The 26499-nt window shown below is 69.3% G+C and carries 24 protein-coding genes and 1 pseudogene; 8 read left to right on the top strand and 17 right to left on the bottom strand.

The window, feature by feature from the left end; all coding sequences use genetic code 11:
- Positions 1-68: 68 nt before the first annotated feature.
- The 9 genes from DCW30_RS24905 to DCW30_RS24860 form a co-directional block, all read right to left on the bottom strand.
- Positions 69-761 (bottom strand): hypothetical protein, encoded by a 693-nt coding sequence (locus DCW30_RS24905; RefSeq protein WP_076683671.1) that lies wholly within the window; start codon positions 759-761, stop codon positions 69-71.
- 79 nt (positions 762-840) lie between these two features.
- The gene (locus DCW30_RS24900) at positions 841-1284 is read right to left on the bottom strand and encodes a hypothetical protein (RefSeq protein WP_076683669.1); all 444 of its coding nucleotides are present in this window, start codon (positions 1282-1284) and stop codon (positions 841-843) included.
- 212 nt (positions 1285-1496) lie between these two features.
- Positions 1497-3239 (bottom strand): relaxase family protein, encoded by a 1743-nt coding sequence (locus DCW30_RS24895; RefSeq protein WP_076683668.1) that lies wholly within the window; start codon positions 3237-3239, stop codon positions 1497-1499.
- A 14-nt stretch (positions 3240-3253) separates the two neighbouring features.
- On the bottom strand, positions 3254-3655 hold the full coding sequence (locus DCW30_RS37615) for a plasmid mobilization protein (protein WP_237283340.1): 402 nt from the start codon (positions 3653-3655) through the stop codon (positions 3254-3256).
- Between the two features lie 556 nt (positions 3656-4211).
- Positions 4212-4403, bottom strand: a complete 192-nt coding sequence (locus tag DCW30_RS24880; protein WP_076683664.1) for a hypothetical protein — start codon at positions 4401-4403, stop codon at positions 4212-4214.
- Entirely contained in the window at positions 4400-6034 is a 1635-nt protein-coding gene (locus DCW30_RS24875; RefSeq protein ID WP_076683662.1) for a hypothetical protein, read from the bottom strand. Before DCW30_RS24875 ends, DCW30_RS24880 begins: the two co-directional genes overlap by 4 nt.
- Entirely contained in the window at positions 6031-6672 is a 642-nt protein-coding gene (locus tag DCW30_RS24870) for a WhiB family transcriptional regulator (RefSeq protein ID WP_076683660.1), read from the bottom strand. The genes DCW30_RS24875 and DCW30_RS24870 overlap by 4 nt, the downstream gene beginning before the upstream one ends.
- 160 nt (positions 6673-6832) lie before the next feature.
- Positions 6833-7528: a zinc finger domain-containing protein gene (locus DCW30_RS24865; RefSeq protein ID WP_076683658.1), complete on the bottom strand. Its 696-nt coding sequence runs from the start codon at positions 7526-7528 to the stop codon at positions 6833-6835.
- Positions 7529-7530: 2 nt separating this feature from the next.
- The gene (locus DCW30_RS24860; RefSeq protein ID WP_076683656.1) at positions 7531-8427 is read right to left on the bottom strand and encodes a helix-turn-helix domain-containing protein; all 897 of its coding nucleotides are present in this window, start codon (positions 8425-8427) and stop codon (positions 7531-7533) included.
- A 1074-nt stretch (positions 8428-9501) separates the two neighbouring features.
- Here DCW30_RS24860 and DCW30_RS24855 point away from each other — a divergent pair.
- From DCW30_RS24855 to DCW30_RS36810, 4 genes are all read left to right on the top strand, one after another.
- Positions 9502-10875, top strand: a complete 1374-nt coding sequence (locus DCW30_RS24855) for a helix-turn-helix transcriptional regulator (RefSeq protein WP_418347020.1) — start codon at positions 9502-9504, stop codon at positions 10873-10875.
- Positions 10876-11275: 400 nt separating this feature from the next.
- Positions 11276-11581: an STAS domain-containing protein gene (locus tag DCW30_RS24850; RefSeq protein WP_123985576.1), complete on the top strand. Its 306-nt coding sequence runs from the start codon at positions 11276-11278 to the stop codon at positions 11579-11581.
- An 840-nt stretch (positions 11582-12421) separates the two neighbouring features.
- The gene (locus tag DCW30_RS36815; protein WP_123985575.1) at positions 12422-12712 is read left to right on the top strand and encodes a hypothetical protein; all 291 of its coding nucleotides are present in this window, start codon (positions 12422-12424) and stop codon (positions 12710-12712) included.
- A 21-nt stretch (positions 12713-12733) separates the two neighbouring features.
- Positions 12734-12892, top strand: a complete 159-nt coding sequence (locus DCW30_RS36810) for a hypothetical protein (protein ID WP_162933551.1) — start codon at positions 12734-12736, stop codon at positions 12890-12892.
- A gap of 111 nt (positions 12893-13003) precedes the next feature.
- On the opposite strand, the gene DCW30_RS24845 is transcribed toward DCW30_RS36810, so the two are convergent.
- Together DCW30_RS24845 and DCW30_RS24840 are read right to left on the bottom strand one after the other, a co-directional pair.
- Entirely contained in the window at positions 13004-13219 is a 216-nt protein-coding gene (locus tag DCW30_RS24845) for a hypothetical protein (RefSeq protein WP_076683649.1), read from the bottom strand.
- Positions 13220-13769: 550 nt separating this feature from the next.
- Positions 13770-14330: a hypothetical protein gene (locus DCW30_RS24840; protein WP_103557373.1), complete on the bottom strand. Its 561-nt coding sequence runs from the start codon at positions 14328-14330 to the stop codon at positions 13770-13772.
- Positions 14331-14534: 204 nt separating this feature from the next.
- Between DCW30_RS24840 and DCW30_RS24835 the strand changes: the two genes are divergently transcribed.
- The 3 genes from DCW30_RS24835 to DCW30_RS24825 all read left to right on the top strand — a co-directional run bounded on the left by DCW30_RS24835 (position 14535) and on the right by DCW30_RS24825 (position 16541).
- On the top strand, positions 14535-14744 hold the full coding sequence (locus tag DCW30_RS24835) for a hypothetical protein (protein WP_076683643.1): 210 nt from the start codon (positions 14535-14537) through the stop codon (positions 14742-14744).
- Positions 14745-14821: 77 nt separating this feature from the next.
- Positions 14822-15511 carry a restriction endonuclease gene (locus DCW30_RS24830; protein ID WP_076683641.1) on the top strand — a complete coding sequence of 230 codons (690 nt, stop codon included), beginning with the start codon at positions 14822-14824 and terminating at the stop codon, positions 15509-15511.
- Between the two features lie 358 nt (positions 15512-15869).
- On the top strand, positions 15870-16541 hold the full coding sequence (locus DCW30_RS24825; RefSeq protein WP_076683640.1) for an HNH endonuclease family protein: 672 nt from the start codon (positions 15870-15872) through the stop codon (positions 16539-16541).
- Positions 16542-16567: 26 nt separating this feature from the next.
- Here DCW30_RS24825 and DCW30_RS24820 read toward each other — a convergent pair.
- Positions 16568-17231 (bottom strand): annotated as a pseudogene (locus DCW30_RS24820) (nucleotidyl transferase AbiEii/AbiGii toxin family protein).
- Positions 17228-17584 carry a hypothetical protein gene (locus tag DCW30_RS24815; protein ID WP_076683639.1) on the bottom strand — a complete coding sequence of 119 codons (357 nt, stop codon included), beginning with the start codon at positions 17582-17584 and terminating at the stop codon, positions 17228-17230. The pseudogene DCW30_RS24820 and the gene DCW30_RS24815 overlap by 4 nt, the downstream one beginning before the upstream one ends.
- 479 nt (positions 17585-18063) lie before the next feature.
- On the opposite strand from DCW30_RS24815, the gene DCW30_RS24805 reads away from it, so the two are divergent.
- Positions 18064-18819 carry a transposase family protein gene (locus DCW30_RS24805; protein WP_241743545.1) on the top strand — a complete coding sequence of 252 codons (756 nt, stop codon included), beginning with the start codon at positions 18064-18066 and terminating at the stop codon, positions 18817-18819.
- A 29-nt stretch (positions 18820-18848) separates the two neighbouring features.
- Here DCW30_RS24805 and DCW30_RS24800 read toward each other — a convergent pair whose 3' ends face one another.
- The 4 genes from DCW30_RS24800 to DCW30_RS24785 are packed head-to-tail and all read right to left on the bottom strand — an operon-like array spanning position 18849 to position 26422.
- Positions 18849-19967 carry a hypothetical protein gene (locus DCW30_RS24800; RefSeq protein ID WP_076683635.1) on the bottom strand — a complete coding sequence of 373 codons (1119 nt, stop codon included), beginning with the start codon at positions 19965-19967 and terminating at the stop codon, positions 18849-18851.
- Between the two features lies 1 nt (position 19968).
- Positions 19969-22059, bottom strand: a complete 2091-nt coding sequence (gene fxlM, locus DCW30_RS24795; protein WP_076683633.1) for a methyltransferase, FxLD system — start codon at positions 22057-22059, stop codon at positions 19969-19971.
- Between the two features lie 18 nt (positions 22060-22077).
- A complete protein-coding gene (locus tag DCW30_RS24790; protein ID WP_076683631.1) occupies positions 22078-23337 on the bottom strand; it encodes a lanthionine synthetase C family protein in 1260 nt (419 codons plus the stop codon).
- A complete protein-coding gene (locus tag DCW30_RS24785; protein WP_076683629.1) occupies positions 23324-26422 on the bottom strand; it encodes a lantibiotic dehydratase in 3099 nt (1032 codons plus the stop codon). Before DCW30_RS24785 ends, DCW30_RS24790 begins: the two co-directional genes overlap by 14 nt.
- Positions 26423-26499 lie beyond the last annotated feature (77 nt).

The following is a 26499-nucleotide window of genomic DNA, read 5'->3' as shown; positions in this document are numbered from 1 at the left end:
CTTAGCCCATAACGCACTGCTGCCCCCGACCGCGACGGTCGGAGGCAGCAGCGTGACGTGCACGCAGGTCAGCTCGTTGCCGTGGCCTTGGCGAGGGCCTTGTCGAGGTGGCGGTCGACGAGGGCCGGGGAGCCGGAGAGGACCAGCAGCAGGCTGCCGTCGCGGATCGCGGTCTGCTTGACCACGGTGCTCCGGCCCCCGGCGATGAACGTCAGGAGCAGGCTCCACCGCTCATCACCGCCGACGCTGGGCGCGGGCAGCTTCTGCGAGGTCACGTCGACCTGGGTGCCACCGGCGACGACCTGATAGGCCGGGCAGCCTGTCATGGCGTCGAAGATCCGGCCGGTGCCATCGGAGAGCTTCTTCACGCTGTCGCTGTATAGCTCCTCGGAGATCTCCGAGGAGCTGTAGCCGTAGGTGAAGTCCGCCTTCGCCTTGTGCGGGAAGGCGAGTGTGCCGCCAGTTGCCGCGTCACCGCCCAGCTCGCTCAGGGCCGGGCAGCCGAGGACGGTGACGTCATCGTGCTGGGCCGGACGCTCCGGCTTGGGAAGGTAGCCGCTGCCGAGGTCGCGCGGGTCGAGCAGGCGGGACTCGAGCGCGGCCGAGGAGAGCGCGGCCGGCTCCTGGGCGACCTCGGTCGGCTTTCCCGTACGGGAGGAGGAGGTCCGGTGCTCGGACCCAGTGGTGTCGGTGGAGCAGGCGGGCACGGCGAGGAGGGCGGCGGTGATGCCGAGTGCGGTGGTGGCGACGCGAACGCGCATGACGGAACTGACCCCTTGGTGTTAGGCGACGGGTGGTCAGTGCGGGCCCTCGGGCCCGGTGGGGTCGTAGGAGTGGTGGTCAGTGCCCGAGGTGGCGCAGGCAGTCCTCGAACGTGGCGTGCGTCGAGTCCGCCGGCCCGGAGTGCCGGTTGTACCAGGCGGTGTCGATGCGCGTCTCCAGCTGCTGGTGTCCGGCCCTGCAGCGCAGCCAGATCTCACCGCGGGTGGAGAGGATGAGCCAGTCCCGGTACGCGCTGCACTCGGCGCAGGTGGCCATCTCGCCGTCGAGGACCAGGGGCTGCTTCCACGGCATCATCTTGCCCTCGACCTGGTCGTGGCTCGGCACCCGCAGCTCCGGCGGGAGGAAGTCGTCCACGATGGCGGTCGGCTCGGCGGGCTGCGGCTCGGGCGCCGGCACTCCGATGCCGGGCGGGACCTGTCCCTGCATCTGCGCGTGCAGCTCGGCGAACCGCTTCTGAGCCTCGCTCGGCCCCTTCGCCCTGCGGCGTATTCGGTGAAACACCCTGGCGTCCTCCTCTACCTTGGCACCTCGTCCTGCGCGTTTCATGATCGTGCCCCACGCCCTCGGCGGTTTCAATTCACAACGTCCACAGTCCCTTCGGCCAGGTCAGCACGGGTGTGGCCTCTCGGCTGCCCGGGTGACGAGGAGGCCACGACGCATGTCTCGGTACGGCACAGCGGCGATCCGGGGAGCCTGCGTGCCGTCCGGTGTACTTATCGGGCCCGACGCGGTGACTCCTCTCCGCTGCGCCGCCTGCCGGGCGCGGAGGGCCTGGTCGTCGCCCTGCGCGTCGCGGACCGGTTCACTGCGGTGCTGGTCTCGGGAAGCTGGGAGGCATCGGCGGGCAGGTCGGCTGTCCGCCGCATCCGCCATACGAGCACGTCGCTGATGGAGTCCGCGGTGCCCAGGTCGCGCCGAGCGGCAACGTCGGACAGGAAGGCGGCCGGGTCGTGGCCGGCGGCTTCGGCTTCCGTGATGGTCGCGGCCAGGGCGTACCAGCCGGGTTCGGCGAGGATCTGCTCGGCCAGTTCCGGGAGCGCCTCGCGCAGCAGCGCGGTCTGCCGCTGGAGCACCGGCCGGCTCAGACGTCGGCCGCGCTGGTATAGCACACCGAGCGGTTGGGCAGAGGCGGCCTGGTAAGCGGTGCGCAGGTGTTCGGCAGCTCGGGTGGCGGCCTCGGCCTGCTGGGCGTGGCCCTTCCTGGCGTGCCAGTGCGCGGTGGCGGTGATCAGGAAGAACAGCATGTCGATCGCCATCGCCGTGGTGGCTCCGTCCTCACCGCGGCCGAGGGCCGGGCCGCCCTGGACGAGGTCGCGGGCGGCCTGCCGCAGGGCTCGATCGTGCCCGCGTACGGCGCGGACGTGAGAGCGCGAGGCCCGTTCGAAGGCCGTTGCGGCGTCGTGCAGTTCGCGGCGGGTGTGAGCGGCGGATGTCTTCGCGAGGGCGTCCAGGACCTCGCCGACCGCGGAGATGTGGGCGGCGGCGACCCCGTCCTCGCCGTGTTCGACGACGAGCACGGCCTGCCACACGGCCGATGCCGTGCCGCGGCGCGCGGAGGCCGGACTGCCCGGCCCCGTACGAATCGCTTCCTCCCGCCGGGCCGCAGGGACATCCTGCGCATCACCGGACCACCGCTCGCGGATGCGAGGCAAGGACAGGTCGGGAGCCAGGCGCGCGCCGGGGTAGAACACCGGCTCGCCGTCCTTGTTCACGTCGTCGGGCAGGGCAACCTTGTATCCGAGCAGGTCACCGGAGGGCGCTGCGCGCTTGCGGATCAGGAGGCCGGCGGCGGCGAGCCGGTCGAAGAACTCCTCGTCACTCCGCGCTCCGCTCACCGCGCGTCGTACGGTTTCGCGTAGCTCTTCGCGGGCGGTGCGCTCGCGACCCTGCCGCATCGCTTTGTGGCGTTCGGCGCTGGTGGGCCGCTTCGCTGCGGTGCCGTCGCCGGGCTTGAGACGGCGCAGGCCCAGCTCCTTCTCCAAGCGCCGGGCCTCGGCTTGGACCCGGTCGGCGTCGCGGTCCAGGTCGGGCCGGTAGCCGTCTTCACGGGCGAGCGTCGCAAGAATGTGGATGTGGTCGTCGGCGTGCCGGACGGCGACCCACCGGCAGCCTGCGCCCTGGTCGGGGTCGTCGATGCCGGCGGCGGCCACCATGCGGCGGGCAACGTCGCCCCACTCCTCGTCCGTGAGGATCCGGTCGGTCGGACCGTTGCGCACCGACAGGTGCCATACGTGCTTCTTCGCCCGCTGCTTGTCATTGAGGAGCGCGAGGGGCTGGTCCAGGAGTTGCTGGAGTCGCTGGTAGGTGGCCTGCGCGTCGCGACCGGGGTCAGGGGCGGCGTGATCCCATGACGCCACCAGATGCGGGTCGATGTGTTCCTCGGCCTTGCCGGGGCCGTAGAGGTAGTAGATCAGGCCGATGGTGCGCTTCCCGCGCTTGTGGATCTTGGGGACCATGACGGGTGGGATTCCTAGCGGTGTTCGAGGAGAAGGTCGGCGACGGCTTGGACGCGGGCGGTGGCCCGTCGCACGGCGGTCAGCACGGCGTCGAGGTGGGCGTCCGCAGGCTGGCCGCCGGAGTTGATGGCCTTGGCTATCTGGTTCAGGTTGTTGCCGACCTGGCCGAGATTGCGGCGGGCGGCGAATACTTCGGAGATGAGTTCGCGCTCGCCGGCGATGGCACTGGCGGCATGCTCGGGGTCATGGGCGGCGGCGAGTGCGCTGCGGGCGAGGAACGCAGGCAGGCTCGTACGGGCTGCTGCGGCTGCGATGGCAATGCGGTGCTTCTCGTCGTCGTTGAGACGCACGCTGCACACGTAGGTGCGCTTGTTGACGGAAGGCTTCGGCGAGCGCTTGCGTGAGGCGTTCTTCACAGCGCGGCGCTCGCGACGCGGTACAGGCTTCTCCTCTGGCTGCGACCCGCCCTCGGTCGCAGCCTGACGGTCCAGCACCCCCCGGTGCCGGACCGCTTCCGCCGCTTCTGGGGCGGCACTGGCCAAGACGCGCTTCCCCGTTGGGGAAGAGTGTCTTGGCCGATAACTTGCTCGCCCCGAGACCGAGTTGGAGCCGGGATCAGGTTCCGGGGTGGTGCCGTTCTTGGGTGCGTTCGTCATCGGGATTCGGGCCTCGTAGAGCGGGTGCGTTGCTGGATGGTTGCGGCCAGCGCGAGGACATCGGCTGGGCTGGCAAGGACGCGAACCGGTCTGTTGGGACGGTCCTGGACGAGCCACTGCCCGGTCGGCGTGAGGACGACGGCGTGGAGGAGTTGCCGGCGGACCAAGACGTCCGCCCAGGCACCGGCCTCGGCGGTGGTGGGCCCGGAAAGCGAGGGGGACGAGGAATCATGGCGTACCTCCTAAGCGGGGCGGTGGCCCGGCGTGGAGCCGGGCCACCTTTACGGATACGGGCTTTGAGCTGGGATTTGCCGGTTCAGCCGCACTCGGGGCAGCGCCCGACGTGGCTGTTGAGCGCGCGGGCCATCCGCTGTTTCGCCGAGGCAGCCTGCTTCGCACTGGACTTCGCCGCCGGCCTGCCCGCATGCCGCTCGGAGTGAGCGAGCATGAATCCGATCTCGCGCTCGTACTCCGAGCGGACCGTCTTGAACTGGTGGCAGGTCTTCATCGGTCGGTGCTCCTCGTCGTCTTGATGTCCGCGTTCCGCAGCTCCTGAAGGACCAGGCCGAGTCGGTCGTTACCGACACCCGTCAGGCCCTGGCGGCGGATGATTTCGCGCAGCTGCACTCGGGTGATCGCGCCATTGCCGTCCCGTTCGAGTAGAGCCGGCACATGGGGACGCACCTCACGGACAAGCTGGCGCTCGGATTCACCCAGCTCGCGTGCCTGGCGCTCTGTCTGCGAGCGGGACCGTGCACGCCTGTCCTTGTTCCTCGACCGGGTTGTCCTGGCCGGCTTCCGGCGAAGCGGGACCTTGTGACCTCGGTCCTGGGTGGTGTCGGTCCCGGACTGCGGGGCGGTCGGTCCTCGGTCCTGGGTGGTTTCGGTCCCGGACTGCGGGGTTGCCGGTCCCCGGCCCTCGGGGGTCGCGGTCCTCGTCTGCGCGATGCCCGGTCCCCGATGATCCGGGTCCTGAGCTGCTACTTCTCGCGTGTTGTGGCCGGTCCTCATGGCCGCTGCGTCCCGTGCTGCGGCTTCCGGTCCGGCGAGTTCGGTCCCTGGGACCGGACCGTCTTCAGAGGGCTTGGTCTCCGCGGGCGTTCCCGATTCGTCGCCCTTGGTCCCCGCGCTGGCCTCGGCTTCCGGGTCGGCCTTCTCGCGGACCGGTCCCCGAGGAGCCCTCGGTCCTCGGTCCCGGACCGGCTCGTCGGAACCGTCGGATGTGGGGACGGGGACCGGCACAGTCGACGTCGGCTGTGCGGGGACCGTGGCCGTCGATGCGCTGCTGTGCGCCGGGGACCAGGGAGAGGGGAGCGGGACCGTGGCGAGCGCCAGCGCGTGTCGCCGGGCGGCGAGCTGGTCGAGCAGCTGCGCCCGCTGGAGAGGGTCGGTGCCGACCGAAGCCCTGCCGACCGCCTTTGATAGGCGTCGCGTCAGCCGCCGGCCGCGACGGCTCTGCTGCTGCTCGGGTGTGCGCTCGGCGAGGCGGGCGGCGAGGGTGACCGCACGGGCGGTGGCCCGGTCCCGGGTGATCTGCGCGGCGTCACGGTCCCGCGCGGCGATGCCCAGGCGGGACAGCAGCCGCTCGCGTGCCTCCCGGCCCAGGACGGCGAGCAGTCCGTTGGAGGCTGCACCCGGGGTGCGCAGGCGCAGCTCGATGCCCATGGCCAGGTGCCACAGCATCGCCGCCATGACCGGGCCGACGAAGGCGCGGACCGTGCCTCCGACGGGGCCGCTCTCGGCATAGGCGGGGATCACCTGCACCGTGGTGATCACCCAGACCAGCGTGCCCGGCAGGCCGGGAGCGCCCTGGACGGCCAGATTCTGCCGTGCCATCAGCGCGGTGGCGAACAGTGCGAGTTCGGCGGCGGCGAACATGCCGGCACGCTCGGCGGTGCCGGCCATGTCGAGGTAGTCGGCTGCGAAGCGCCAGCTGGTGTCGGCGCTGTAGGCGGTGCAGCCCAGGGCGGCGACGGCGGCGACGTTGACCGCCGGGCCGCCGAGACGTTTCTGCGAGCGGGCCCCCCGGCGCCGGATCGCCCAGGCGGTCAGCACGAGCGCGAGGGCAGCGGGCACGACGGCGGCGAGGAGGAGAGGGAGGTCCGAAGTAGCACCGAAGGCGAGGACAGGGTGGGTCATGCTGCCTTTCCGAGAGGGGCGCGCGCCTGGGTCGACGCCGCCGGGCGGCCTGTCGGCTGCTGAGTGCCGGGAGCTGCGGGCGCGGGGGTGCCCTTGGCCTTGGAGGTCTTCTTCCGCTTCTTCTTGGAGCGGGGCACGCCGTAGTTGCGGTCGCGGTCGAAGACCTTGTTGGCCGCTTGCCGGAGCAGGTCGCGGGCGTGCTTGTGGCTGATCTGCAGGGCGGCGGCGAGCCGGTCGGGCTGCCAGCCCCGGACGTATCCGTGGTCGATGGCCACCTGCCGCTCGGCTTCCGTCAGGTGCACGTCGCGTCCCTGGAAGAAGGCGGTCACGCGCCGGTAGTCCAGGCGCCGGTGCAGGTTGTCGTGCAGCGGGCGCCGCTCGGCTTCGGTGAGCCCGCCCCAGACGCCCTCCTTGAGGACGTTCTCCAGGGCGAAGTCCAGGCACGCGCGGCGTACGGGGCACCAGCCGCACAGCTCCTTCGCCTCCGCGATCTCCTCGTGATCCCGAGGGCCGGGGAAGAACACGGCGTCGGCGTCCTCGACGTCCATGCCGTGGCAGGCTCCGCGAACGTGCCAGCTGGTGTCCCCGATGCCGCGCAGGCCGGTGGCCGGCGCGTCATGGGTGGTGATGTGGCGCAAGGCGAGTCTCCGATGTGCTGCCATACCGGCCGGCTAGCGCAGTGCTCGGCGGGTGCGGCGTCGGGTGCCGGCTGCGGCGCGTGGGCGTGCGCCGCAGCCGGTGCGGGACGGTGAGGTTGCGGCGGTGCAGCGGACGGGATGCACGCGCCGGAGGCGCCGGTCAGGCCAGGGCGGGCTGCTGGGCCTGCTGGGCGGCGAGGTCCACACGGCCGGGGTGCGGGGTGGCGCGCGGCGTGATGGCGCGTACTCCGTCGTTGGGGCCGATCCGGCGGCGCCGGCATGGCTCGCTGACCGGGGCCAGGCACCACTCGCACCGCACGCTCAGTGCGTCAGGCAGCCCCTGCGCGACGGCGGCTTCGCGTGCTGCCCGGGCGAGCCGGAACGGTGCGAGAGCGGCTCGGGCGGCGGGTGGTATGCAGGAGCCGATCTGCTCCAGTCGAGCCTGCAGCCTCGGGTTGATCTCCTCCTGGCCGCTGGTGATGGCCCGGGCCTGTGCGGGTTGCGCTATGCCGTTGGCGACGGCGCGGCGGGTGCCGACCAGCTCGGCGGTCCAGGCGGCCTGGTCGTCCGGGTCCGCGGACGGTGTGGGGTCGGAGTGGAGGGCCAGACGGTTGCGCCGGTAGCTCTCCCAGGGGCGGACCACGTCCGCGGGCTGGATCTGGTACGGCGAGGCGCGGTAGTGCTGGCGGACGGCGACGCGGGCGTCCCAGCCATGCGGGGTGGCCATCGGCACGTCACCGAGCAGCTCGTTCCACTGCGCGAGCTGGTCGCGGGCCTCGCCCTCGTCGGTGCGGATGCTGCGGGGGTCGAGCCTGCCGATGTAGGCCAGCAGGGCAGCGATTTCACGGCGGTCCACGGTCAGCCCTCCGTTCCGGTCGGCTCGTCCAGGGCGGCGAGAAGGGCAGCGGTGTGCTTCTCGGCCCGCGTCATGCCACCGGGCGCGGCGGAGTTCTGGCCGGGCACGGCGTAGAGGTTCGGGCGGCTGGGGGCGTGCTCCCGGGTGATCCAGGCTCGCCAGTCGGCCGCCCAGGCTTCCGCCGGCCTCGGAGCATGGCCTGCTCGATGTGCACGCCACTTCGCGTCGGCGGCCTGCAGGCCCTGCTCGCCGAGGCGGTCGGGGTGTCCCTGCTGGCGGGCCCAGGTGTGGGTGGCGGCATCGACCTGCCACTCGGCAGCCGAGGTGACAGCAGCACCACCACTGCTGTACCTCCGGTTCAAATCAGGTTCACTACGGTTCTGTGTGCCGGTGGCCGGTACATCGTTGTGCCGGTGGCCGGTACGCCGCTGTGCCGGTTTCCGCCTGGACCTGCCGGTTTCCGGTACTGCCGGTTTCCGGACCCTCGCGGGGGATTCCGGCACCTCACGCGGGCGGATTCCGTACCGCCGCAGGGCCGACAGCCGGAGCTTGGCAGGGCCAGCGGGCTCGTCCGGCGCCGCCGTGTCACCCGCTTCCTCCTGCTGCTCTCGCAGCGCCTGGGCGACCGCTTCGGCGGCGAGAGGCAGGCGGTAGACCGTGCTCCGCTGCGGGCCCACCAGGTCATCGAGCTGTTCCAGCTCGCCGGCGAGGACGAGGCGCTCGACGGCTTCGCGCACCGTGGAGACCGAGGCGCGCGTGCGCCTGGCCAGGCTGGACAGCGAGGCCCAGGAGATGCACTGATCGTCGGCCACCCGGTCGGCGATCGACAGCAGGACCAGACGCGCGGCCCCTCGGCTGGAGCTGTGCTCCCACACCCACTCGCGGGCTTCGCTGCTCATCGGCTGCTCCCGGTGGCGGGGCCAGGCTGGCGGCCTACGGAGACGGGCGTCGCACCACGGCCCAGGCCGAAATGCAGTGGACTGTGGTCGGCTGCCGTGCGGGCCAGATGAACGGACCCTTTGCGCAGAGCAGGAGCCATGCAAGAATCTCCCTCGCAGTGTTGCCACGCTGAAGCGCCCGGTGCAAGGGGAACAGCGTGGTGCTGAGGCAGCGCCGCCTTTGCCGAGGCGGTTATGCCATTTAGTGTTCGGCGTCCAGGAGTTACCGCTCCCGGGCGCCGTCCCTATGTTGCGGGCCTACGGGGCCCGAATCGTTCGCTTGCGCTCGTCTACCAGGCGTGCAGCCCGGGCAATGAACATACGCATAGGACCGCGTCAAGATCCAGAGTTGATTCTCAACCTCTGTAGTCATTGCAGTCAGTGACAGGACGGAGTGCTGAGAGTGCTGCCCAGCGAACCGGCCGTGGCTATGCCGTGCTCTACTGCGCTTGATCGCCGAGTGCGGCGGAACCCGCCGTTATGCGTTGGTGCATCGTGGGACCAGCCGCTCCGGTGTCGGATGAACTGCACGGCGCCCCCACCTGTCTCGTGCCGCAACGCTCCGTTGAAGCGGCTGGTCAGGGCGATTTAAGCCAAGGGGCAGCGGACTCGTCAACGGCAAGCTTTGCCCTTTTTGCCTGGATAGGTCGCCCGGCCGCGCTGGAGAGCCGCGTAGGCCCGTGGTTTCGTAAGTCGCTTAGGCGTAGCGGCAATTGGCCATTGCGTGGACGGTGACAAAACAAGGTCCAGACCTCCGCGTGTCCTCCAGGATCAAGAACCGGCAGACTTTTGCCGGTTTTCGCTCCGCGCGACTAATTGCGCAAACGGAATGTCCGGTTCAGGTGTGAATGGCTGTCGCGTCGAGGTTTTTGTTTAATTTTCAATAAACGGCTCCCGCTTGGGGTGGGGCGCGCCATAAGTACATAAGATCGTTAAGGATGTGCGTATTGTTTCTTCCTAGTATTCGGGTCGGGTGTCCAGCATGGCCACGCTGGTCCCCGTTGTACGCCACGGAAGGCGGCGTCGTTCCGAGAGGTGTTAGGAAGGTTTCTCGTGGTCGTATCAGGACACCGCTCCAGCGGTAATGACGGTGGTCGAACGCCTGCCGACCGATACGCGGGCTTCGGCTCCCTGCTGTATCGGTGGCGAAAGGATGCGCGCGTCACGCAGGTCCAGGCAGGCCGGGCGCTAGGGATGGGGGAGCGCACCTACCGTGATCTGGAGAAGGGGGCGACGCCGCCCCGGTTCACGCCAGCGCAGTGTGAGTCACTGTCGACTCTGCTAGGGCTGGACACGGAAGAGCGCCATGCGCTGCTGCTCCATAACATCGGCACGAATCTGATCCCGCCGCGCGGCGCCGGTCATCCGCAGTTGCAGCAGGCGCTGCGTCTGCTCATCGACCTGCAGATGCCCAGCCCGGCGTACCTGTGCGACCAGCACTGGAACATCATCGCCTTCAACACCGTCATGGCCGAGTGGTGGCCATGGGTGATGCGACCAGGAGCTAACCTGATCTTGTGGGCTCTGACCTCGACTGAGGCGCGGACCCAGTACCAGGACTGGGACCAGCACGCCTCGGCCTACGTGAGGATGCTGAAGTTCGCTGAGGCAGTCAGGGCAAATGACGGCAAGCTGCGCGAGCTGATCGAGACGGTCAAGAAGGCCCCGGACGCCCGTCGTATCTGGGAGACGGAGATGGCCATGGGTGAGACCCGTGATGGTCATGATTTCCGCATGAACGTGCCGGCCCTCGGTTGGCAAACGGTTGAGGTTGTCAGCCACGTCCTCTACCCCGCGTCCATGCCGGAGTGCCGCTTCGTCGTGATCACATGCGTCAAAGGCGCCGAGCCCCAAAGTGGTGCGTTCGGAGGTGCCCGCGATGCCTGCACTGCCACCACCGCGGACCAGGAAGACGTGGAAGCGACGCAGTGGTACACGCAAAACCGTTTGGCCGAAGCTGCCGCCGTTCGGAGACAGCGTGAGCCAGCTGCCTTCGAACGGCGTAGATTCGTCGGAAGCGCAGCGGAGGCCGCAGCCCTGGCAGGGAAGCACTCAGTATCAATGCCTGCGATCAGCGCAGTCGTGGGCCCCGGCGTACAGCTGACGCTCGCACCTGAGCAGCGCACCGTGGTCTGGGCAGTGAAGGAAGCGCCCGACTCCTGGTCCGTCACCCAGGTGACACCGGCAACTGTCGTCGCTGGCATCCCGCGCGACGTGATGTTGGGAGGCTGCCTCCCCGAGGTACTGCAACTGGTCCGCGCGGCAATGCCAACTCAAGACGAGGCAGCCGCAGCACGCGTCAAACAGCTCCTCCACGAGCGCACCGTTGAGCAGCAGTTGCTGCAGAAGGTTTTGCACATGATCGAGGGCGTCGGCACAGGCGAGCCGGACGACCTGCAACCGGATTAAGGGCGCTAGACCGACAGTACGTCGTGACGCGCCCCCGTCCGGCCCGGCTGCCTGCGCTCACCCTTCACACAGAAAGTACCTCGATGTCTGGGTACACCTATCCGCTCACAATGCGTTGGTCCGACGCCGACAGCTACGGGTGGCTTTGTAGGTGAGTTCTGAGGCCAGATGTTGGTGGGTTTTGACTCCAGTGCCGTGGGTGGAGAGTTGATGTCGGTGAGTTTTGACTCCACTGGGGGCCTTGCGGTGGGAGTATCGGGGTGCATCAGCTAGCCCTGGGTGGCTCAAGTGCCCCTTTCGAAGGTCGAGTTGTACGCGGCGATATGCCATGACGCTCGGGTCGAAGGGCTGTCCAGCAGGGCTTTGTCGGCCAAGTACGGGGTGGGCCGCCGTGGTGCGCATGTGCGGAGAATTCGACATCTCCAGCTTCCCCCAACTCACCATCCTGCTGCGGGGAACCTGCCAGCAGACCCGGGACGCCTGGCTCATCGTCGACCTGCGGCCGCTCACCTTCATGGACTCCACCGTCCTGCGCGAGCTGAGCACCGCGCAGGAACACTGCGAACAGGCCGGCCACGGACTGCGCCTGGTCTACGACCAGCCCTTCATCAGCCGGCTCCTGGCCCTCCGCGGCGCAACATCACAGTTCCCGCGATACGCCACCCCTGACAACGCCTGGGCCGGACGTCAGGCGCCCAAGCACTGACCGACACGGGCACAACCCTCACAGCGGGGCCACCCTGTGGAGTCATTTCTCACCAACAAAATGGGCTCCGCCACGAACCAGGTGGAGTCAGAACTGACCTACAAGTGGAGTCCACCGTCACCTACGAAGCCACGGCGAGGAGGGAGTCGTCCGAACCGGTTCGCTCTGTCAGGTGGGGGAGAAGTAGGAACAGCCGCTTCGTCCGCCTGTCACGTAGATGCAGACCCGGAACCTGCCGAAGCTGGACCAGGAACCGGTGTTTGCGCCGATTTCCCCGGGAGGCACCACCGCGCTGGAGACAACGTTCTCGAACCAGTTACGTGCCTCCACTCGGGAGCCTGGGGGTGCGTTATGGATGTTGGCGTGCCAGTCCCACGCTCCCGCTGGCCTGATTGATCGCCAGAGTGTGCCTGTTGCCCCGGACAGACGGATGGTGGCCATCCGTTCGTAGTGGGCAGCTGGAGCATTGCGCGAGGTGAGCGGCTCCTGGGTATGGGAGCGGAGACCGGCCGGGCGGACCTGCGACGTGTCCGCTCCCGCAGGTGCCGCCACAGGCGAAAGAGCCAAGACTGCAGCCGCGGCGATCGCGATCGTGATGGTTCGTTTCATGCGTTTCACCCCTACTTGGTTGCTTCTGTTTCATCATGCGCTTCATGGACCGGTGGCGTAGCCGGCCCACTCCACGCGACTGGGCGCGTTGAGGTGAACCCGGCGCGGGGGAGTAGTGAATCGTTTCGGGTTCACGCCACCCGCACCGAGCCCTGACCTCATGGAGCTCAGCATGTCCGCTATGCGGCTGCGGGTGTCTTCGGGTCGGGCGACTGAATCGCCCCGGGTTTGATGGAGACATCGAAGGCCCGGATGACCTGCGTAAAGATCGGCCGACCCCTTGATCTTTCGTGGTGTCACATCTGTCCCACAGACGTGGGGGAGCGCCCCACCAAGGTGCGCGGCCCTCGCGCTTTTCAGCTCGCGGATCAGGACGGCCGTCCGGATCACTCCGGGCGGCCGTCGTCTGCTGGCGAGGCGTCGGCCTGGTGCCTGTTCAGCAACCAGCTGATCGACCAGGCACAGCACCACTGCCGGCTCGGGCACCTGGACCTCGGCTACACCACCTGGGGGCAGGCATGAGCGGCGGCGAGACGTGAGGATGTGCCGGGCCCGATCGAGGAGACCCGTACCGAGCGCCGCCGCCAGGCCCACGTCTCCCACGCCGCAGCCCTGCGTCGGGCCCGTGCGGAGCGCGCGGTGAGGGAGGCCAGGACGGCGGCCACGGTCCCGCAGACGACACCGCTGGGCAGGACCGCGTGAGGACGGAAACTCGAGGCGTCAGGGGCGGAGGGCGAGGACGTCGTCGATGCGGGAGGCCTCGGCGACCCACGTCGCGGCGGCCGGCGCTATGCAGCCGAGTACGGTCTGGATTCAGGCGTCGTGAAGAGCGGTGCGGATACGGGCCGCGACCGGCGGGGTGAAGACGTCCAGCAGGTGCGGGGTCATCTGCGGGGAGAAGAGGACCACCATCTCGCCGTGACCCCCGTCGGTGCAGGCCGCGTGATCCTCCACCACCAGCACGTTGGGCGGGGGGAGTCCGGCGGTGGCGGTGTAGGTAAGCGTGCGGTAGCCGGGCCGGGCGCCCACCCGCTCCAGCTCCGTACGGACGTGGCGGCGGCCGGTCTCGGAGAAGAGGTCGGGCAGTCGGCGTCGGTGTGCGCGGCGACGCCGATGTTCAGCTGGGTGTTCTCGATCCCGAGGGCGAGGTGTACCGCCGGATCGGACTGGACGACGCTGTGGGTGCCCACGGCCACGCTGTGCCAGCCCCCGCGAGGCGCCAACCGCACCCGGCCGTCGGAGTCGGTGGCCGGGTGGTCGTAGTCGATCAGCGCCGCCTTCACCTCCGCTTCAGCGTTCTCCTCCGGGGTCTGGCACTGCGGGCACAGGTAGACCGTGAGACGCCCGCCCTTGTGCACGGTGTTCCACCGGTCCTCGTCAGAGGCGCCCGGCCACCAGGCTCGGGTACAGCGAGAGCAGTGCCCCAGGGGCCGGGCCTTCGTGCTTGCCATGTCTTCCTGCTTCTCTTCCGGGGATCATGTTCCGGTGATCGTCCGCGTACTGGTGTCCGCCGGGATGAAGGGGAGGCGGTACGGCGGTGGTCGACGCGAGGTCGAGCCGCCAGATCTTGACGCTGGCCTCAGCGGGCGAACGCTTCGGTCAGGCTGATGCGGTAGCCGTCCTCTTCCATCAGCACGACGGTGACGCCGAACGGGTCGGGGTGGTCCAGCTCGATGGGGGTGAAGGAAAAGTTCACCGCTGCCTGGATCGGCGGCACCAGTTCGCCACCGGGCTGCGGCGCGGGGGCCGTCCTCCAGTCGGGGGCAACCGACGCGCAGCCCTCGGGACTGCGGGACAGGAGTTGCTCGCTGTAGGGGAACTGGTGCAGGACGTGCCCGTCCCGGGTGGCGAGCACCATGTTCAGGCACGGTGCCGGGCCGACGATCGGCAGCTCGCAGGCGGTGGCGACGTCGTGGGTTTCCCATGCGAGGACGACCTCGTCCGCGCCGGCCGCCGCCGCGATGTTCGCCAGCTCCGCGATCCCGGTGAGCGCGTCCTGGCCGACCTTGAGCGGGCGGACCCAGATCAGCCCGACCAGCTCGCCGCGCACCAGTGGCATCATCAGCGGGCGCGGCACGACCCCCTCGCCTAGCGAGGCGGTGTACGTTTCCTTCGCGACGCCGACCAAGCCGTCCCACATCCGTGCTTCCACGCAAAGCCCCCTGCCTGATGCCGTTCTCGATCACGACGACCCTGCCACGCAGGTTGTCGCCGCGTCAGGGAGATGACCAGCCGTCCACGGTGCGCCTCGCGCGGTATCCGGCCAGGTCCGATGGCTTTGTGCCATTCACCGGTAACCCGCCTCCAACATCACCAAGACGCCGCTACACAGGAGACCGGGGCGGTGGTGACCATCAACGTGGCGGTGCTGCTCGCAGTCGTCGTCATCTGGTGGTTGCGGCGGCGTACGGAGGTCCGTAGCCGCTTCGACGAGAAGCTGACCGTCGTCATCGATTTGGCGCTGGGAGTCCTGATCACCCCCACCCGGGCCGGTGAGGGGATCGTGAACGTCCTGGGGCAGTTGGCGAGCGGCGTCACGCAGACTGGCCGGTGAACAGCCGCGCCCGCACAAGTCGGGTGGCGCCCCGTCGGCGCACACTGCGGGCCACGGGTCTGGGAGGTGGGGGAGTGATGGCGGCACGTCGACGGCGCCGGCGCCTGAAGAAGCAGACTCGCAAGCAGCTGCAGGTCTGGGGCGCGGTGGCCGCGGTGATCGGCGTGGTGTGGGTCGCCGGGAACTGGTCGCGGGTGTGGCCCGTCCTGGCGATGGTGTTCGCTGCGGCTGTGCTGTGCGGGGCTGGCTGGGCGCTGCTTCGGGCGCACCGCCGCGCAGTCGGCCAGGACCGAGCGTGGCGGGCGCAGGAGGAGGCCCGGGCCCGCGAGTTGTCCATGGCCCAGGTCGACGCCCTGACGTGGCAGGAGTTCGAGACCTACATCGCCGATCTGTGCTGGCGGGACGGCTGCAGAGAAGTCGTCGTCAGCGGCAAGAGCGGCGACCTGGGCGCGGACGTCGTCGGCTACCTGGCCGACGGCCGCAAACTGGTGATCCAGGTTAAGAAGTACGCTCCGCACCGCAGCGTGTCCTCGCCGGACATGCAGAAGTTCGTCGGCACCGCTCGCCTCGAGCACGGCGCGGACGTCGCCTTGTTCGTCACCACCAGCCGCTCGTTCACGAAGGCCGCGCTGGACCTGGCGCTGCGCCAGAACATCGTGGCCATGCACCGCGATCTGCTGGGCGCCTGGGTCAAGGGCGCTCACCTGGAGGCCCTGATCCCGCTGAACGGCAGCGGCGGCGGCACCAGGCGGCGCCCCTCTGCCTGACGGGGCGGGCCGCTGCTGGGATCTCCGCCGCGTGCCCAGTTGGCCAGCGTGTTCTGGGCTGACGTCAGGACGGCCAGGACAGCGCCGTCAGCAGGATGATGCCGGTCACGAGGACGAGCGCGGTCAGCGCCGGCCGACGGGTGCGTTCCGGTCCGGCGCCAACCCACGATTTTCGTGGGAGTACAGGTCAGGGCCGGAGAGGGGCGCGCCGTGTGCCGTCAGTCTCCTGCGATGAGTTGGTCGTGTCCCCCCGACTCTTCGTCCTGGCCCGGTGTCCCGGTACAACCTGTGCGCTCGACCGGGTGACACTCCACCCGAACCGTCCCCGCCAGCCGACAGGCCACGGTATCAACGGAGCGTGATCAAGACCTGCATGCGCGCGGCCCTGGCCGCAGCCTTCCTCGCCCTGCCCCTCACCACCATGTCCCCGGCGTCGGCCACTGACGCCGCCCCGGTCTCGCTTCCGATGACGCTGACGCAGGCGGTCGACGCCCTGCAGACGGCCCCCGAGTCACGGGAGGGATACCAGCGCTCGCGGTTCAAGCACTGGACCGACGACGACCGCGACTCCTGCAACACCCGTGAGGAGGTCCTCATCGCGGAGTCCCGTGTCGAACCGACCGTCGGGCCGGGCTGCAAGGTCACCGGCGGCCAGTGGTACTCCTACTACGACGGGGAAACCGTCACCCAGCCCCGCGCCCTGGACATCGACCACATGGTGCCGCTCGCCGAAGCCTGGGACTCCGGCGCCAGCACCTGGAGCGCGGAGCGCCGCACGGCCTACGCCAACGACCTGGGCGACGAGCGGTCGCTGGTGGCCGTGACCGCGCGGAGCAACCGGTCGAAGTCCGACCAGGACCCGGCCGAGTGGCAGCCGCCGCTTGCTGATGCCCGCTGCACCTACACCGCCCAGTGGGTGGCGACCAAGCTCCGCTGGGACTTGACCGTGGACCAGGCCGAACAGCAGGCCCTGCGGGAACTGGCCACGGGATGCGGGCAGGAGACGGTGGAGTACGAGCCCGCCGGCTGACCATCCCGAGATCCCTCGCTCGGGCCTCAGCTGTCGTCCGTGCCTTCCTCGGCATGGAGTCGGGTCTCGATGTCGCTTGACCAGGCCAGGGCCCAGCTACGCAGGGCGGTCATCTGGCCGGGGTTCAGGCCGTAGGCGGTGAAGTCCTCATCGTCCCACCACGCGGCGCCGGTGAGGCGGTCGCGCAGGTCGTGGAGGCTGAAGTCGAAGCGGGCGTGGCGGTGGCCGAGTACCTTGAGGTCGGCGGTGGTGCGGTGCTGGGAGGCGGCGTGGACGTCGATGAGGTCGCGGACCGCGCCGCGGTAGGCGAGGGCGCGGACCTTGGTGCCGATCACGTCATCGAGTGCCAGGACTGGTCCGTGCTTCGGTCGCCGTGGGCGGGGACCAGAAGGCTTCCTGGAGGGATGTCGATTTCGAACTACTCGCCCGTGGCGGGGTCGGCGGCAATGAGCCGGCCGGAGAGCGGGCTGGTCTCGACTTGTCGGACACTCCAGCCGCGCTGCCGCAGGCCATCGCTGACGGTGCGCCCATGGGGGCCGGGCTTTCCGTGGCGACGTCCAGATCTTGGCTGAGGCGGTCGACCAGGCCGTGGGCCTGGACGGCGTAGCCGCCGGTGATGACCAGAGGGTAGGGCGTGCTGATGGCCAGGGTGTCGGCCAGGAGCCGGCGGTCCGGGTCGCTCAGGTTCACGCGGCCGCCGTGACGGTGGCGGTCAACTCGGGGAAGGCGGTTTCCCACGTGTGGTGGGCCGGGCGGCTGATCAGGGTGCGCACGGCGGGCCATTGGGCGATCAGCAGGTTCCGGTTCAGGAAGTCGATGAGGTCTTGGTGCTGGCCCTCGGCCAGGACGGTGCGGTAGAGGCTCATGCGGGAGCGCGGCTGGTCCAGCGTGTAGGAGCGGCGGCCCGACCAGGCCACGTGTAGGGGCAGGTCGACCGTGCCGCAGGTGGGTCCGGCCAGGTCTTCCAGGTGTGCGGGAAGGCGCTGCGCGCACAGCACGTCGAAAGCATTCGGCGCGGGGAAAGACACGGACTGCTCGGCCATGGTCCCCAGTATCGCCCGCGGCCGCCCTCGTGGTCACCACAAGCGCCCGCCGGTGGGAACGCATCGGGTGAGCGGACCGGGAGATGCAGGCGGCGCCGCACCAGCGCCACCAGCCTCGCGAACTGCACCTCGGTCAGACCCTCAAACGGCTCGACCCACTTCGGGACATCTGCTGGGGTCACCCCCCCATCCCCCGACCGACGCACCAGCCGCACCACCGGTTACGGGAAACCCTCTTACGAGCTCGTGCACGGTAAGCGGTGAGACGTCGAGCCTCTGATCGTCGATCATGGCCATGTGGTGACGGACCGCATTTCGTGCAGCGATCATCAGCGACCGGAGGATCACGGGCCTGTCGGCCAATGTGATCGCTGAACTTGTCGCAGAGCTTGACCCGTTGTGGCACGAACGGCACCAGGCCGAGCTTGCGTCCCGTCCACGGAAAGCGCGCTGTGGGCGCAGGAGCGAAGCGCCGGTTGGTGTTCGTCGACCGACTTCTGGCCACGCTCGTGCACCTCCGGCATGCCACCACGCACGACGTGCTCGCCTGCTGGTTCGGTGTCGACCGCTCCACCATCACTCGTGCCATCGGTGAGGTTCGACCCTTGCTCGCCGAGCGAGGGTGCACCGTCAGCCAGGATGTGCGGCTGCGGACCCTGGCCGAGGTCATCGACCACCTCGGTGCCGACGGGAAGACCGGGATCATCGACGGCACCGAGATTCGGGTCCGCCGCCCGGCCGCCGGACACAAGGACCGCGACAAGTTCATCTCCGGCAAGAACAAGCAGAACGCGGTCAAGACCATGGTCGTCACGGACGGGGACGGCCGCATGCTCTTCTGCAGCCCGACCAAGCCCGGCAGCTGCGCAGACATTACCCACGCCCGCCAATTAGGGCTGGTCAGGCTCCTGGCCGACGGACCCGCGGTGGAAATCCTCGCCGACGCCGGCTACCAGGGCCTGGGCGCCCAGACCGGCGGCCGGGTACTCACACCATCACACCGCAAGTTCAAGAAGAACGCCCCCGACTGGTACGAGGAGATGTACGAGCGCCAGCGCAAGGCGCACTCATCACGGCGTATCCGTGTCGAGCACGGCATCGCCCATCTCAAGAACTGGCGGGCCCTGGCCCGCCACCTCGGACGCCGCGAGCACATGAGCGACACCGTCGAAGCCATCGCCGGCCTGTTGTCCCACCAGCAGACAGCGGACCTGAACCTGACACGACAGATGTGACCACGGCCCACACCGGAGTCCGTGACGTCTCACCACTTACCGTGCACGAGCTCGTTAGTTCGATGGTTGGCGTGGCGTTGCCAGACATCGGCTGCGACCGTTGCAGCGTCCCGCATGGCCTGAGCCAGAGAGCCGGGGATGTTGCCCCGTCCGAGGCCGGCGGAGACGACGGCGGCGGAGAGCGTTCTGCGCTCGTCCCGGCTCAGCTCTTCGCGGCACATTGGGTGGGCCAGGACGTCTCGCGCGATGTACCCGTCTGGATGCGTCGTCGCTTCCCAGGTGAGGCGGTGCAATGCTTCGGCCTGTCGGACTTCTGGGGAGAGGTCGAGCACGACTAGGCCCACACGAGAGCGGAAGACGGCAAGTTCGGGGGCCGAGTCGAGGGCCAAATAGCGCTGCACCATCTTGTCGATCGACTCAACCGGTTGGTCGTCGGCTGCCCTGTGGCATAGGACGGTGAGGGCTGCCGCGACGGAGTGCTCCCATGGCTCCACCAGGGTGCTTTCGTGCAGGAACTGCACTGCATTATTGGGTTGCTCGCCGAGGCAACGGACGAGTACTTCCACTTGACGCCCGTCGAAAAGGCGCTGGCCTATGCCCCTGTGTTGCTTGCTGTGTGCCCGTGCGCGGTCCCATTCACCCGCTGCGACAAGGGCACGGGTTCCGTCACCGAGGAGGACGGTCCACAGCCATTGGCACACCTCTTGATGGTCGGCTGGCGACATCGTGAGGTGCCGGAAGCATATGGGGCGGCCGTCGATGACCGCTTCGTTCTGCGATTGCACCGCTCGGTTCAAGGAGTCGAGGAGGTCATATGCTCCGGGCCCATCGCCGTCGCGGATGCGCAGTCGGGCCAGGTTGACCAGGGGCTCTAGGGCATGCCGGGCTTCCTGCGCGCCCAGGGGCTGGGCGCGTAGGACGGCCTCAGCGTGACGCCAGCACAGAGCGCATGCCAGGTCCGGCATGCCGCAATCGCTTGCGATCAGTGCCGCCTTGTTCAGGGCGACGGTTGCGGAGGTCACATTGTCGTCGCGCTCGGCGACGGCAGCGAGGTCGGTGATCTCGCGGACCCGGTCAGCGAGGGGCGGGCACGCTGGACGTGGCCGGGCAACGAGCGGGAACCGCTTCGCTATCTGGCTGACGTCCATATCACTGCCATTCGATGACGATGCGATTCAGCGGGTTCTCGAAGGTGAAGCGGCCGGGCTTCGGCGCGAGCGGGATCGCGCCGAGCGACTGGATCTCGAACTCGACGTCGAGCGCCCGGAAGCCCTGGTTCCAGGTGCGAATCTGGTCGGCGACGTCAGAGGCGAGGGCTTCGGCGTCAGGGCCGTGGCCGATGACGCCGAATTCGTACCGAGTGGCGCCGTCGGAGGCCTTCTTTGCGTAGGGGCGCCGGGTGAGGTAGGTGAGGGTGCCACCTTCGAAGACCGCGGTCGAGGACGGGTAGGGCGCGGTGACCAGGCCCTTCTCGATGGCCTCGTTGTTGGCGGGCATCCGGCTCAGGCCGTTCGGCATGGCGCAGGTGAGCCACAGCTCCAGGTACTCCGCCGATTCCGGGCCCCGGAACGTGACGTCCGTCCACGCCTCGGTGCGCGGCTGGCGGAAGATGTCGCTCAGGGCGTCCGCGTCGACCTTCTGGTCTCCGTTGGTGACGAGGGTGACGGTGTTGTCGGGGTCCAGGGGGACGAAGACGCGCGGGTCGTCGGCGATGCCCCGGCGCAGCGGCATGAACGTGTTCATCTGGCTGCCGACGCTGCGCCAGGCTCCGTCCTTGTTCTCGAAGGCGATGGAGCGGGAGACGCTGCCGCGCAGGCGCAGTGGGGTCAGGAGTCGTCCGCCGGGGGCGAGCTGGTCGAGCCAGGCGTGCGGGATGCCGTGGGCGCCCACGGTGGCTTCGATGCGGTCGTACGGCGCGTTGGGAGTATGGCCGACGGCGCCGTCTCCGAGGATCACTTCGACGTTGTGGATGTCGGCGGCGGCCAGTCCGCCGCGTGCTCCGTCCACGATGTCCTCGTCCACGTCGATCGTGGTGACGTGTCCCGTCTCGCCGACGAGGTAGCCGAGGAGTCCGGCGTTGAAGCCGGTGCCGGCCCCCAGCTCCAGGATCTTCTGGCCGGGCTGGACGTCGAGCTGTTCCAGCATCATGGCGACGATGTCGGGCTGTGAGGCGCAGCTGATGGAGCGGCCGGATCCGTCGAACTTCGTGTCCACGGGGGCGTTGCCGTACGCCTTTTCCAGTGGGGCGTTCGGGACGAAGAGGTGGCGGGGTACGGTCCGCATGGCCTCCTCCACCCGGGGTGTGCGCACGCACCCGGTCGCGACCAGATGGTCGATCAACTGGGCGCGCAGACGGTGGGAAGAAGGGGCTTCGATGGTGTCATTGTTCACTCCGTTAACCGTAGCGCTCGGCGTCCCCTCGGTTCGGGTGGACGCGGCGTTGTCGCTCGTTCCCATGACTACCTCTCTCGCGAGTGTTGACAAGGTGTGCTGGTCCCGGGCGGGGAGGCCCAGGCGGTTGAAGTGGAAGATGCCGTGGTGGGCGATCACGGCCCGCAGCCCTCGTTCCAGGCGGCCCTGACGGTTGAGGTCGGCGAGCTGCTGGCCGAACCACTCGAACGTGGCTATCCACTCGGCCAGCGGAGCGAGTCGGCCCTGGGTGACGCTGCGGCTGGTGGTACTGACATCGACGGTCATCAACCGGTGGACAGCGGCCCGGTGCCGATGCGGAGTGGGGACCTTGTCGCCGGGGCGTTCGGCCGCGATCTTCGCCCAGACGTCGCCCTGCTCGTACCAGTCGAGTCCCGCCGCGCGCATCGCCACGATGAGTAGGAGGACCGCCAGTTCGCGGCGGCCGAGCTGGGGACCGCTGACTGCCTGCTGGCGGGCCGCCTCCTTCAGCAGGTGACGGCTGTCGTAGTGGAACAGGGTGTGCGCGATCTTCATCGCGGCGGGGCCGCCGAAGGCTGTCTCTTCCGGCTCGTAGATGCCTCGCGTCCAGGAAGCGAGGACGTCGGCGCCGACCAGCTCGTCCAGGGCAGCGTCCAGGGCCTTCGCCGAGTCCGGGCCTGCGGCACGGTACCGCAGCCGCCACCAGGGGTACTTCCGCAGGAAGGACCACTGGGCCAGTTCCGACTCCTGGGCGATCAGCACCGGGAGCAGATGCTCCACAGCGGTGGCCTCCGCGCGGCTCCAGTCGGTGAACCGGATGAGGCGTTGCGGCCATTCGCCCGCTGCCATGTTCCCTCTTCTCGTCGTCTAGTTGATTAGGAGGCAGGTGTCCCACCCGGACGCAGACGGCGTGCCGGTGTGAAAGGAGTGCAGGGCGAGGGCGGTGCCGGCGGCACCTTCGAGGAGTCCGATGTCGCCGCCGCCGGGAGGGTTGATCAGGGAGTCCGCCAGGGCGTCGGGCGGAGTGTCGCTGATCGGGGCCAGGAGCCGGGGCAGGCATTCGGTGAGGCCGGGAGTGCGGGCGTCGTCGGCAGCGAGTTGCGTGATGTGTGCCAAACCCGCGACGCCGTGGCACAGGGAGACGTCCACGGTCGCGTCGAGTTGGCCGGGGTCGGTCATGGAGCGCAGGAGGGCGGATTCGGCAACGTGTTGACGCGCTGGGTCCTTGAGGGCCAGGGCGCCGAGCTGCTGGGCGCGGGCGAATCCTGCGGTGCCGTAGCACCAGGACGGTCGGGAGGGGCCGTGGCCGGTCGTGCCGGAGCGTAGCTGCTCCCGAGTGATCCAGTAGGGCCACCACGGGCCGGCGGGGCCGTGCTGCTGCCAGTGGTCGAGCCAGGCCAGGATGCGGGTGATCGCGTCGAGGTGGCCCTCGACGGTGACGCCGCGGCGGGCCGCGAGGGACAGCACGGCGAGGGGGCCGCCGATGCCGTGGGCGACGCCGTTATTAGCGTGCCCTTCTGGGTACTCCGGGGATGTCGTGCCAGAGGGAGCGAGGTGGCTCCACCAGCCGGGCAGAACTTCCCCGTGGTGTTTGACCGGCTCGGTCAGGCGGACCAGGTAGGTCAGGATTTCGCGGACGACGTCGGTGCGGACGTCGCGGTGCAGCAGGAGACCGCCCATCCCGCTCAGGCCGCGGATCGCGTCGAACTCCGCCAGCGCGGGCATCTCGCCGCGGTCCATGCGTGCGTGGGCGTCGGCGAGCCGGTCCCGGATCGCCTTTGTGACGTAACGGTCGAGGGTGTCCAGAGCGTGGGCGTAGCGTCCGGGGCGGTCGGCGGCGGCGTGCAGGGCGAAGGTGAGCGCGGGCGCCCCGTAGTAGAGGTGGCTGTCCGGTCCGCCGACGGCGGGGTCGGCTGCGGCGCAGGCGAGCCAGTCGTGGGCGCGTTGCCACGGCCCCTGGCCGGTGCGGGCCCGCTCGATGTGCAGCAGCGCGACACCAGCCGCGCCGTGCGCGAGCGACTGCGGCCACCAGCCCTGGCGGTGATGCAGCCCCCGTACATCCTGTGGCGAGGCGAGCCGCTCGGCGATCGTGTCGGCGGTGGTCCGGGCGCTGTCACGAAGGTTCATGGTGATCTCCTCGGTGAGTCCAAGCCATGGCGGCAGCGTGGGCCAGCCGTACGCACATCCGCTCGTCGTCCTTGTCGATGCCAACGGCGCGGATGTGGTGGGCGTGCAGCAGCGAGTCGAGAACGAGGTCCGGGTCGATGCCACCGGAGGTATCCAGCTTCTGCCGGTAGCGGGTCAGGGCCTCGTCACGCTCGCTCCAGGCGCTGGCGATGGCAGCGCCGCCGGGGGCGGCACGCAGGGCCGCCCAGCCGTCGGTCGGATCGGCCAGGCGTACCGCCTGACCGCGCACGGCCCGGTCCATCGGGCGCGGGTCGGTGATTCGGCCGTGGGCGGTCAGCCAGTCCATGCCGGCTGCGGTGCTGCGGGTGAAAGCGGCGGCGAGGGATACGAAGTTCGCGGCGGCGATTACCTGCCGGTGCGGGCGGGTGCTCTGGGCGAATTGGACGGCCAGGGCTCGGGAATCGGCGGCGAAGACGTCCTCGGCCAGGCTCATCAGCGGCCCGGGGCCCCACCGGCCGGTCTCCGGGTAGGAGGTCGCGAACTGCATGTCGGTGAGTAGCCCAGTACGGCGCAGTCCGCTCGCCCAGGTACTCACGCGCTGCGCGGCGAGGGCGACGTCCTGCTCGCTGGGGACCGCGATGCGCAGCCGCAAGTGCCAGCGGGGATCGCGGTAGCGCATGTACCACCAGGTCGGTGGCTCGGCCCACTGGCCGAGCAGCGTGGGAAGATGGGCGGCAAGGATTTCGGGCTGCCGTTCGACGTGCCCGTATAGCTTGATCAGCAGCCAGGAGGCGGTGCCCGGAAGGTGACCGTGGTCGCGAGTGACGAGCTGGTCGGCGGTGACGGGAGGGACAGTCGGCCACTTCGGCGGGCGGACGGCCGTCATCGGGGCGATGATCTCGTGGGCCCGTTCGTCGAACCAGCCTAAGTCGGATTCCGCTTCCGTCAAGATCACCGATTCATGGGTGTCCAGGTGGGCGCGCAGCAGCGCGAGGTGCGCGCGCTCGGAGAGGTCCAGAGGCAGGAGCTGGTCGCCCTCGGCCAGCGCGACTTTCTCCGGGACTCGGCGGTGTGCGTGCCACTCGTCGGCCGCCTTGTGCCACTCCTGCCAGGAGGCGCGGCGGTCGGGTAGCTCCGACCGGTCCAGTCGCCACCTCGCCGCAGAGAGGACCGCACGGCCATAGCGCACGCGCGGCAGGTACGGAAGGGCGGTGGCGGACGCCCAGGGGAAGACGGTCAGGACAGCGGTCTGGGCGCGGCTGATCTCGGTGAGGAAGCGCGCGAGCGGCGGCGTGTGGCCCCGCAGGTCCAGCGCGTGCAGCGTCATGGGGTCCAGTAGGCACGCCCGGGAGAGGGATACGAGGTAGAGCCTGCGGCGGTCGCAGCCCACGGCGAGGTCGTCGAGCGTGATCGTGCGCGCATCCACCTCACGGTGCTCCGCCAGGCTGATGACGGCCGGCAGGACTTCGGCGACGCGGGTGACGTTGGTGTCGCCCCGGTCGAGTGGAGCGAAGGAGACCTGCGTGGGCACCGCGCCGGTCGCGTTGACCGGCAGCTCCTCCAGCATGACGGCCATGCGGGCCTTATCGTCTGGTGCGAGCAACCCCAGGCTGCGGCCTATCGTGGTGCCGATCCCGCGGGAAGGGGTGATGCCGTGAAGAACGAAGTCTCCACTCTCCAGAGCCTCTTGTGAAGCGGCACGGATCTGGAAGCGCAGCTCCGTGTGGGCCGGCACCTGCGGGGCGTCTGGTCCTCCGACCGTCAGTGTGCGAATCAGGTCCTCGTCCAGGATGATCTCGTCGCGGCCATCGAGGACGGCGGCCTGGGCGAGGGCGAGCAGCCGCTGTTCACGGGAGGACAGGGCCTCATCCTGTTCAGGTTCCGCATCGCGGTATCCGGCCGGGAACCCGAGGCCGACGTCCGGGTCCACCAAGTCCCGGACCGGGACGAGCGAGTTGATGCCGTACCGCTCGAAGAACCGGTTGTGGTAGTCCTTCCACGCCGGAGTGCCGAAAGGGTACGCACTCAGCCGGGCCAGCACCGTGGCGGCCTGCTCCGCCTCGCGGGCCACCTGTGGGGGCAGAGTGAGGGAGCAGTCCATGCGCAGGTCCAGCGTGAGTGGCTGGGTCTTGACGGTGCTCAAGGCGGACATCTTATGACGCAAGGCGGTACGCAGGCGCCGGCCGTCCACCGGGGCCAGGATCTGGTTGTGCTGGACGATGGCGCCGCGGATCGTCCGCAGATCGGCCACGAGGTCCGCGACCGATGGCACGGCGGCGGCTTCAGCCTGGTCGACCAGGTGGTTTAGGGCATCGAGGGTGGCAGAGGGCGCGTGCAGGCTGCTGATGAGCACACCGCGTTCGACCAGGCTGCTGACGAGGACTTCCACCCGGTCAGCGGGAACGTTGGGGAACTCGGTGCTCATCAGTTCGACGACCGCATGGACGGGGATGGGCGAGGCGGCGGCGTCAACGGCGATACGTACGGCATTGGTGTACCGGAGAGACACTTCGGCCGCCGGGCTGCCGTCGGTGCGGTGTGAGCGGGGCGGGTAGGGCACGATCAGCCGATCGCCCCGTACGAAGATGGTGTTGTTTGCCATCACATGCAGGTGCCGCAGGAGTTCGGGGTTTGCTTCCAGGCGGGCGATCAGGTCCGTGATCCAGTCGCCATCGGCACGGATGACGGGCCGGTGCCCCTCACCCCAGGACCATCCCGGTCGGTCCCCGAACGAGGCGGGCGCGATGCCGGCGAATAGACCGTTCGGGGTCGCTCGGCCCGTTATTCGCAGCAGGTACCGCATGACCGACACCACTGCGCGGCGCAACGGACGGGGCGCGGGGCTGGCCAGCGAGCACAGAGTCTGAACCTGCTGCGCGAGCGAAGGACTGGCCTGCTCGATGGATTCGGCGGCCTCGCACAGCGACCATACATCGCGCAGCCACGTCTGCCACCGCACCCCACGGTCCGGAGCGTCGTCGGTGAGGTCCGGCCACGCGGGAAGCGACAGCCTCGAGTATCGGGCGGCGCGCACCAGCGCAGCGTCCGCGCACCGGTACAGAGGATCGTCCTTCCTGGAATCCATGCACCCTCCCAGGTTGTGGGTGTTGGGGGTGCCAGCCCGCGCGGGACCAGGCCGCGCGGGCTGGCAGATCGGCGCGT

The sequence above is a fragment of the Streptomyces alfalfae genome (assembly GCF_004127445.1).
In the GTDB taxonomy this organism is placed as follows: domain Bacteria; phylum Actinomycetota; class Actinomycetes; order Streptomycetales; family Streptomycetaceae; genus Streptomyces; species Streptomyces alfalfae.
This window is presented reverse-complemented; position numbering and strand designations above follow the sequence as displayed.

Bases quoted from the DNA above. Each gene is read 5' to 3' on its own strand.
- DCW30_RS36815 (WP_123985575.1), top strand. From the start codon at position 12,422: ATGGAGACATCGAAGGCCCGGATGACCTGCGTAAAGATCGGCCGACCC.
- DCW30_RS24800 (WP_076683635.1), bottom strand. From the start codon at position 19,967: ATGGACGTCAGCCAGATAGCGAAGCGGTTCCCGCTCGTTGCCCGGCCA.
- DCW30_RS24875 (WP_076683662.1), bottom strand. From the start codon at position 6,034: ATGACCCACCCTGTCCTCGCCTTCGGTGCTACTTCGGACCTCCCTCTC.
- DCW30_RS24840 (WP_103557373.1), bottom strand. From the start codon at position 14,330: ATGTGGGACGGCTTGGTCGGCGTCGCGAAGGAAACGTACACCGCCTCG.
- DCW30_RS24830 (WP_076683641.1), top strand. From the start codon at position 14,822: ATGGCGGCACGTCGACGGCGCCGGCGCCTGAAGAAGCAGACTCGCAAG.
- DCW30_RS24785 (WP_076683629.1), bottom strand. From the start codon at position 26,422: ATGGATTCCAGGAAGGACGATCCTCTGTACCGGTGCGCGGACGCTGCG.
- DCW30_RS24895 (WP_076683668.1), bottom strand. From the start codon at position 3,239: ATGGTCCCCAAGATCCACAAGCGCGGGAAGCGCACCATCGGCCTGATC.
- DCW30_RS24815 (WP_076683639.1), bottom strand. From the start codon at position 17,584: ATGGCCGAGCAGTCCGTGTCTTTCCCCGCGCCGAATGCTTTCGACGTG.
- DCW30_RS24905 (WP_076683671.1), bottom strand. From the start codon at position 761: ATGCGCGTTCGCGTCGCCACCACCGCACTCGGCATCACCGCCGCCCTC.
- DCW30_RS24860 (WP_076683656.1), bottom strand. From the start codon at position 8,427: ATGAGCAGCGAAGCCCGCGAGTGGGTGTGGGAGCACAGCTCCAGCCGA.
- DCW30_RS24880 (WP_076683664.1), bottom strand. From the start codon at position 4,403: ATGAAGACCTGCCACCAGTTCAAGACGGTCCGCTCGGAGTACGAGCGC.
- DCW30_RS24850 (WP_123985576.1), top strand. From the start codon at position 11,276: ATGTGCGGAGAATTCGACATCTCCAGCTTCCCCCAACTCACCATCCTG.
- DCW30_RS24790 (WP_076683631.1), bottom strand. From the start codon at position 23,337: ATGAACCTTCGTGACAGCGCCCGGACCACCGCCGACACGATCGCCGAG.
- fxlM (WP_076683633.1), bottom strand. From the start codon at position 22,059: ATGGCAGCGGGCGAATGGCCGCAACGCCTCATCCGGTTCACCGACTGG.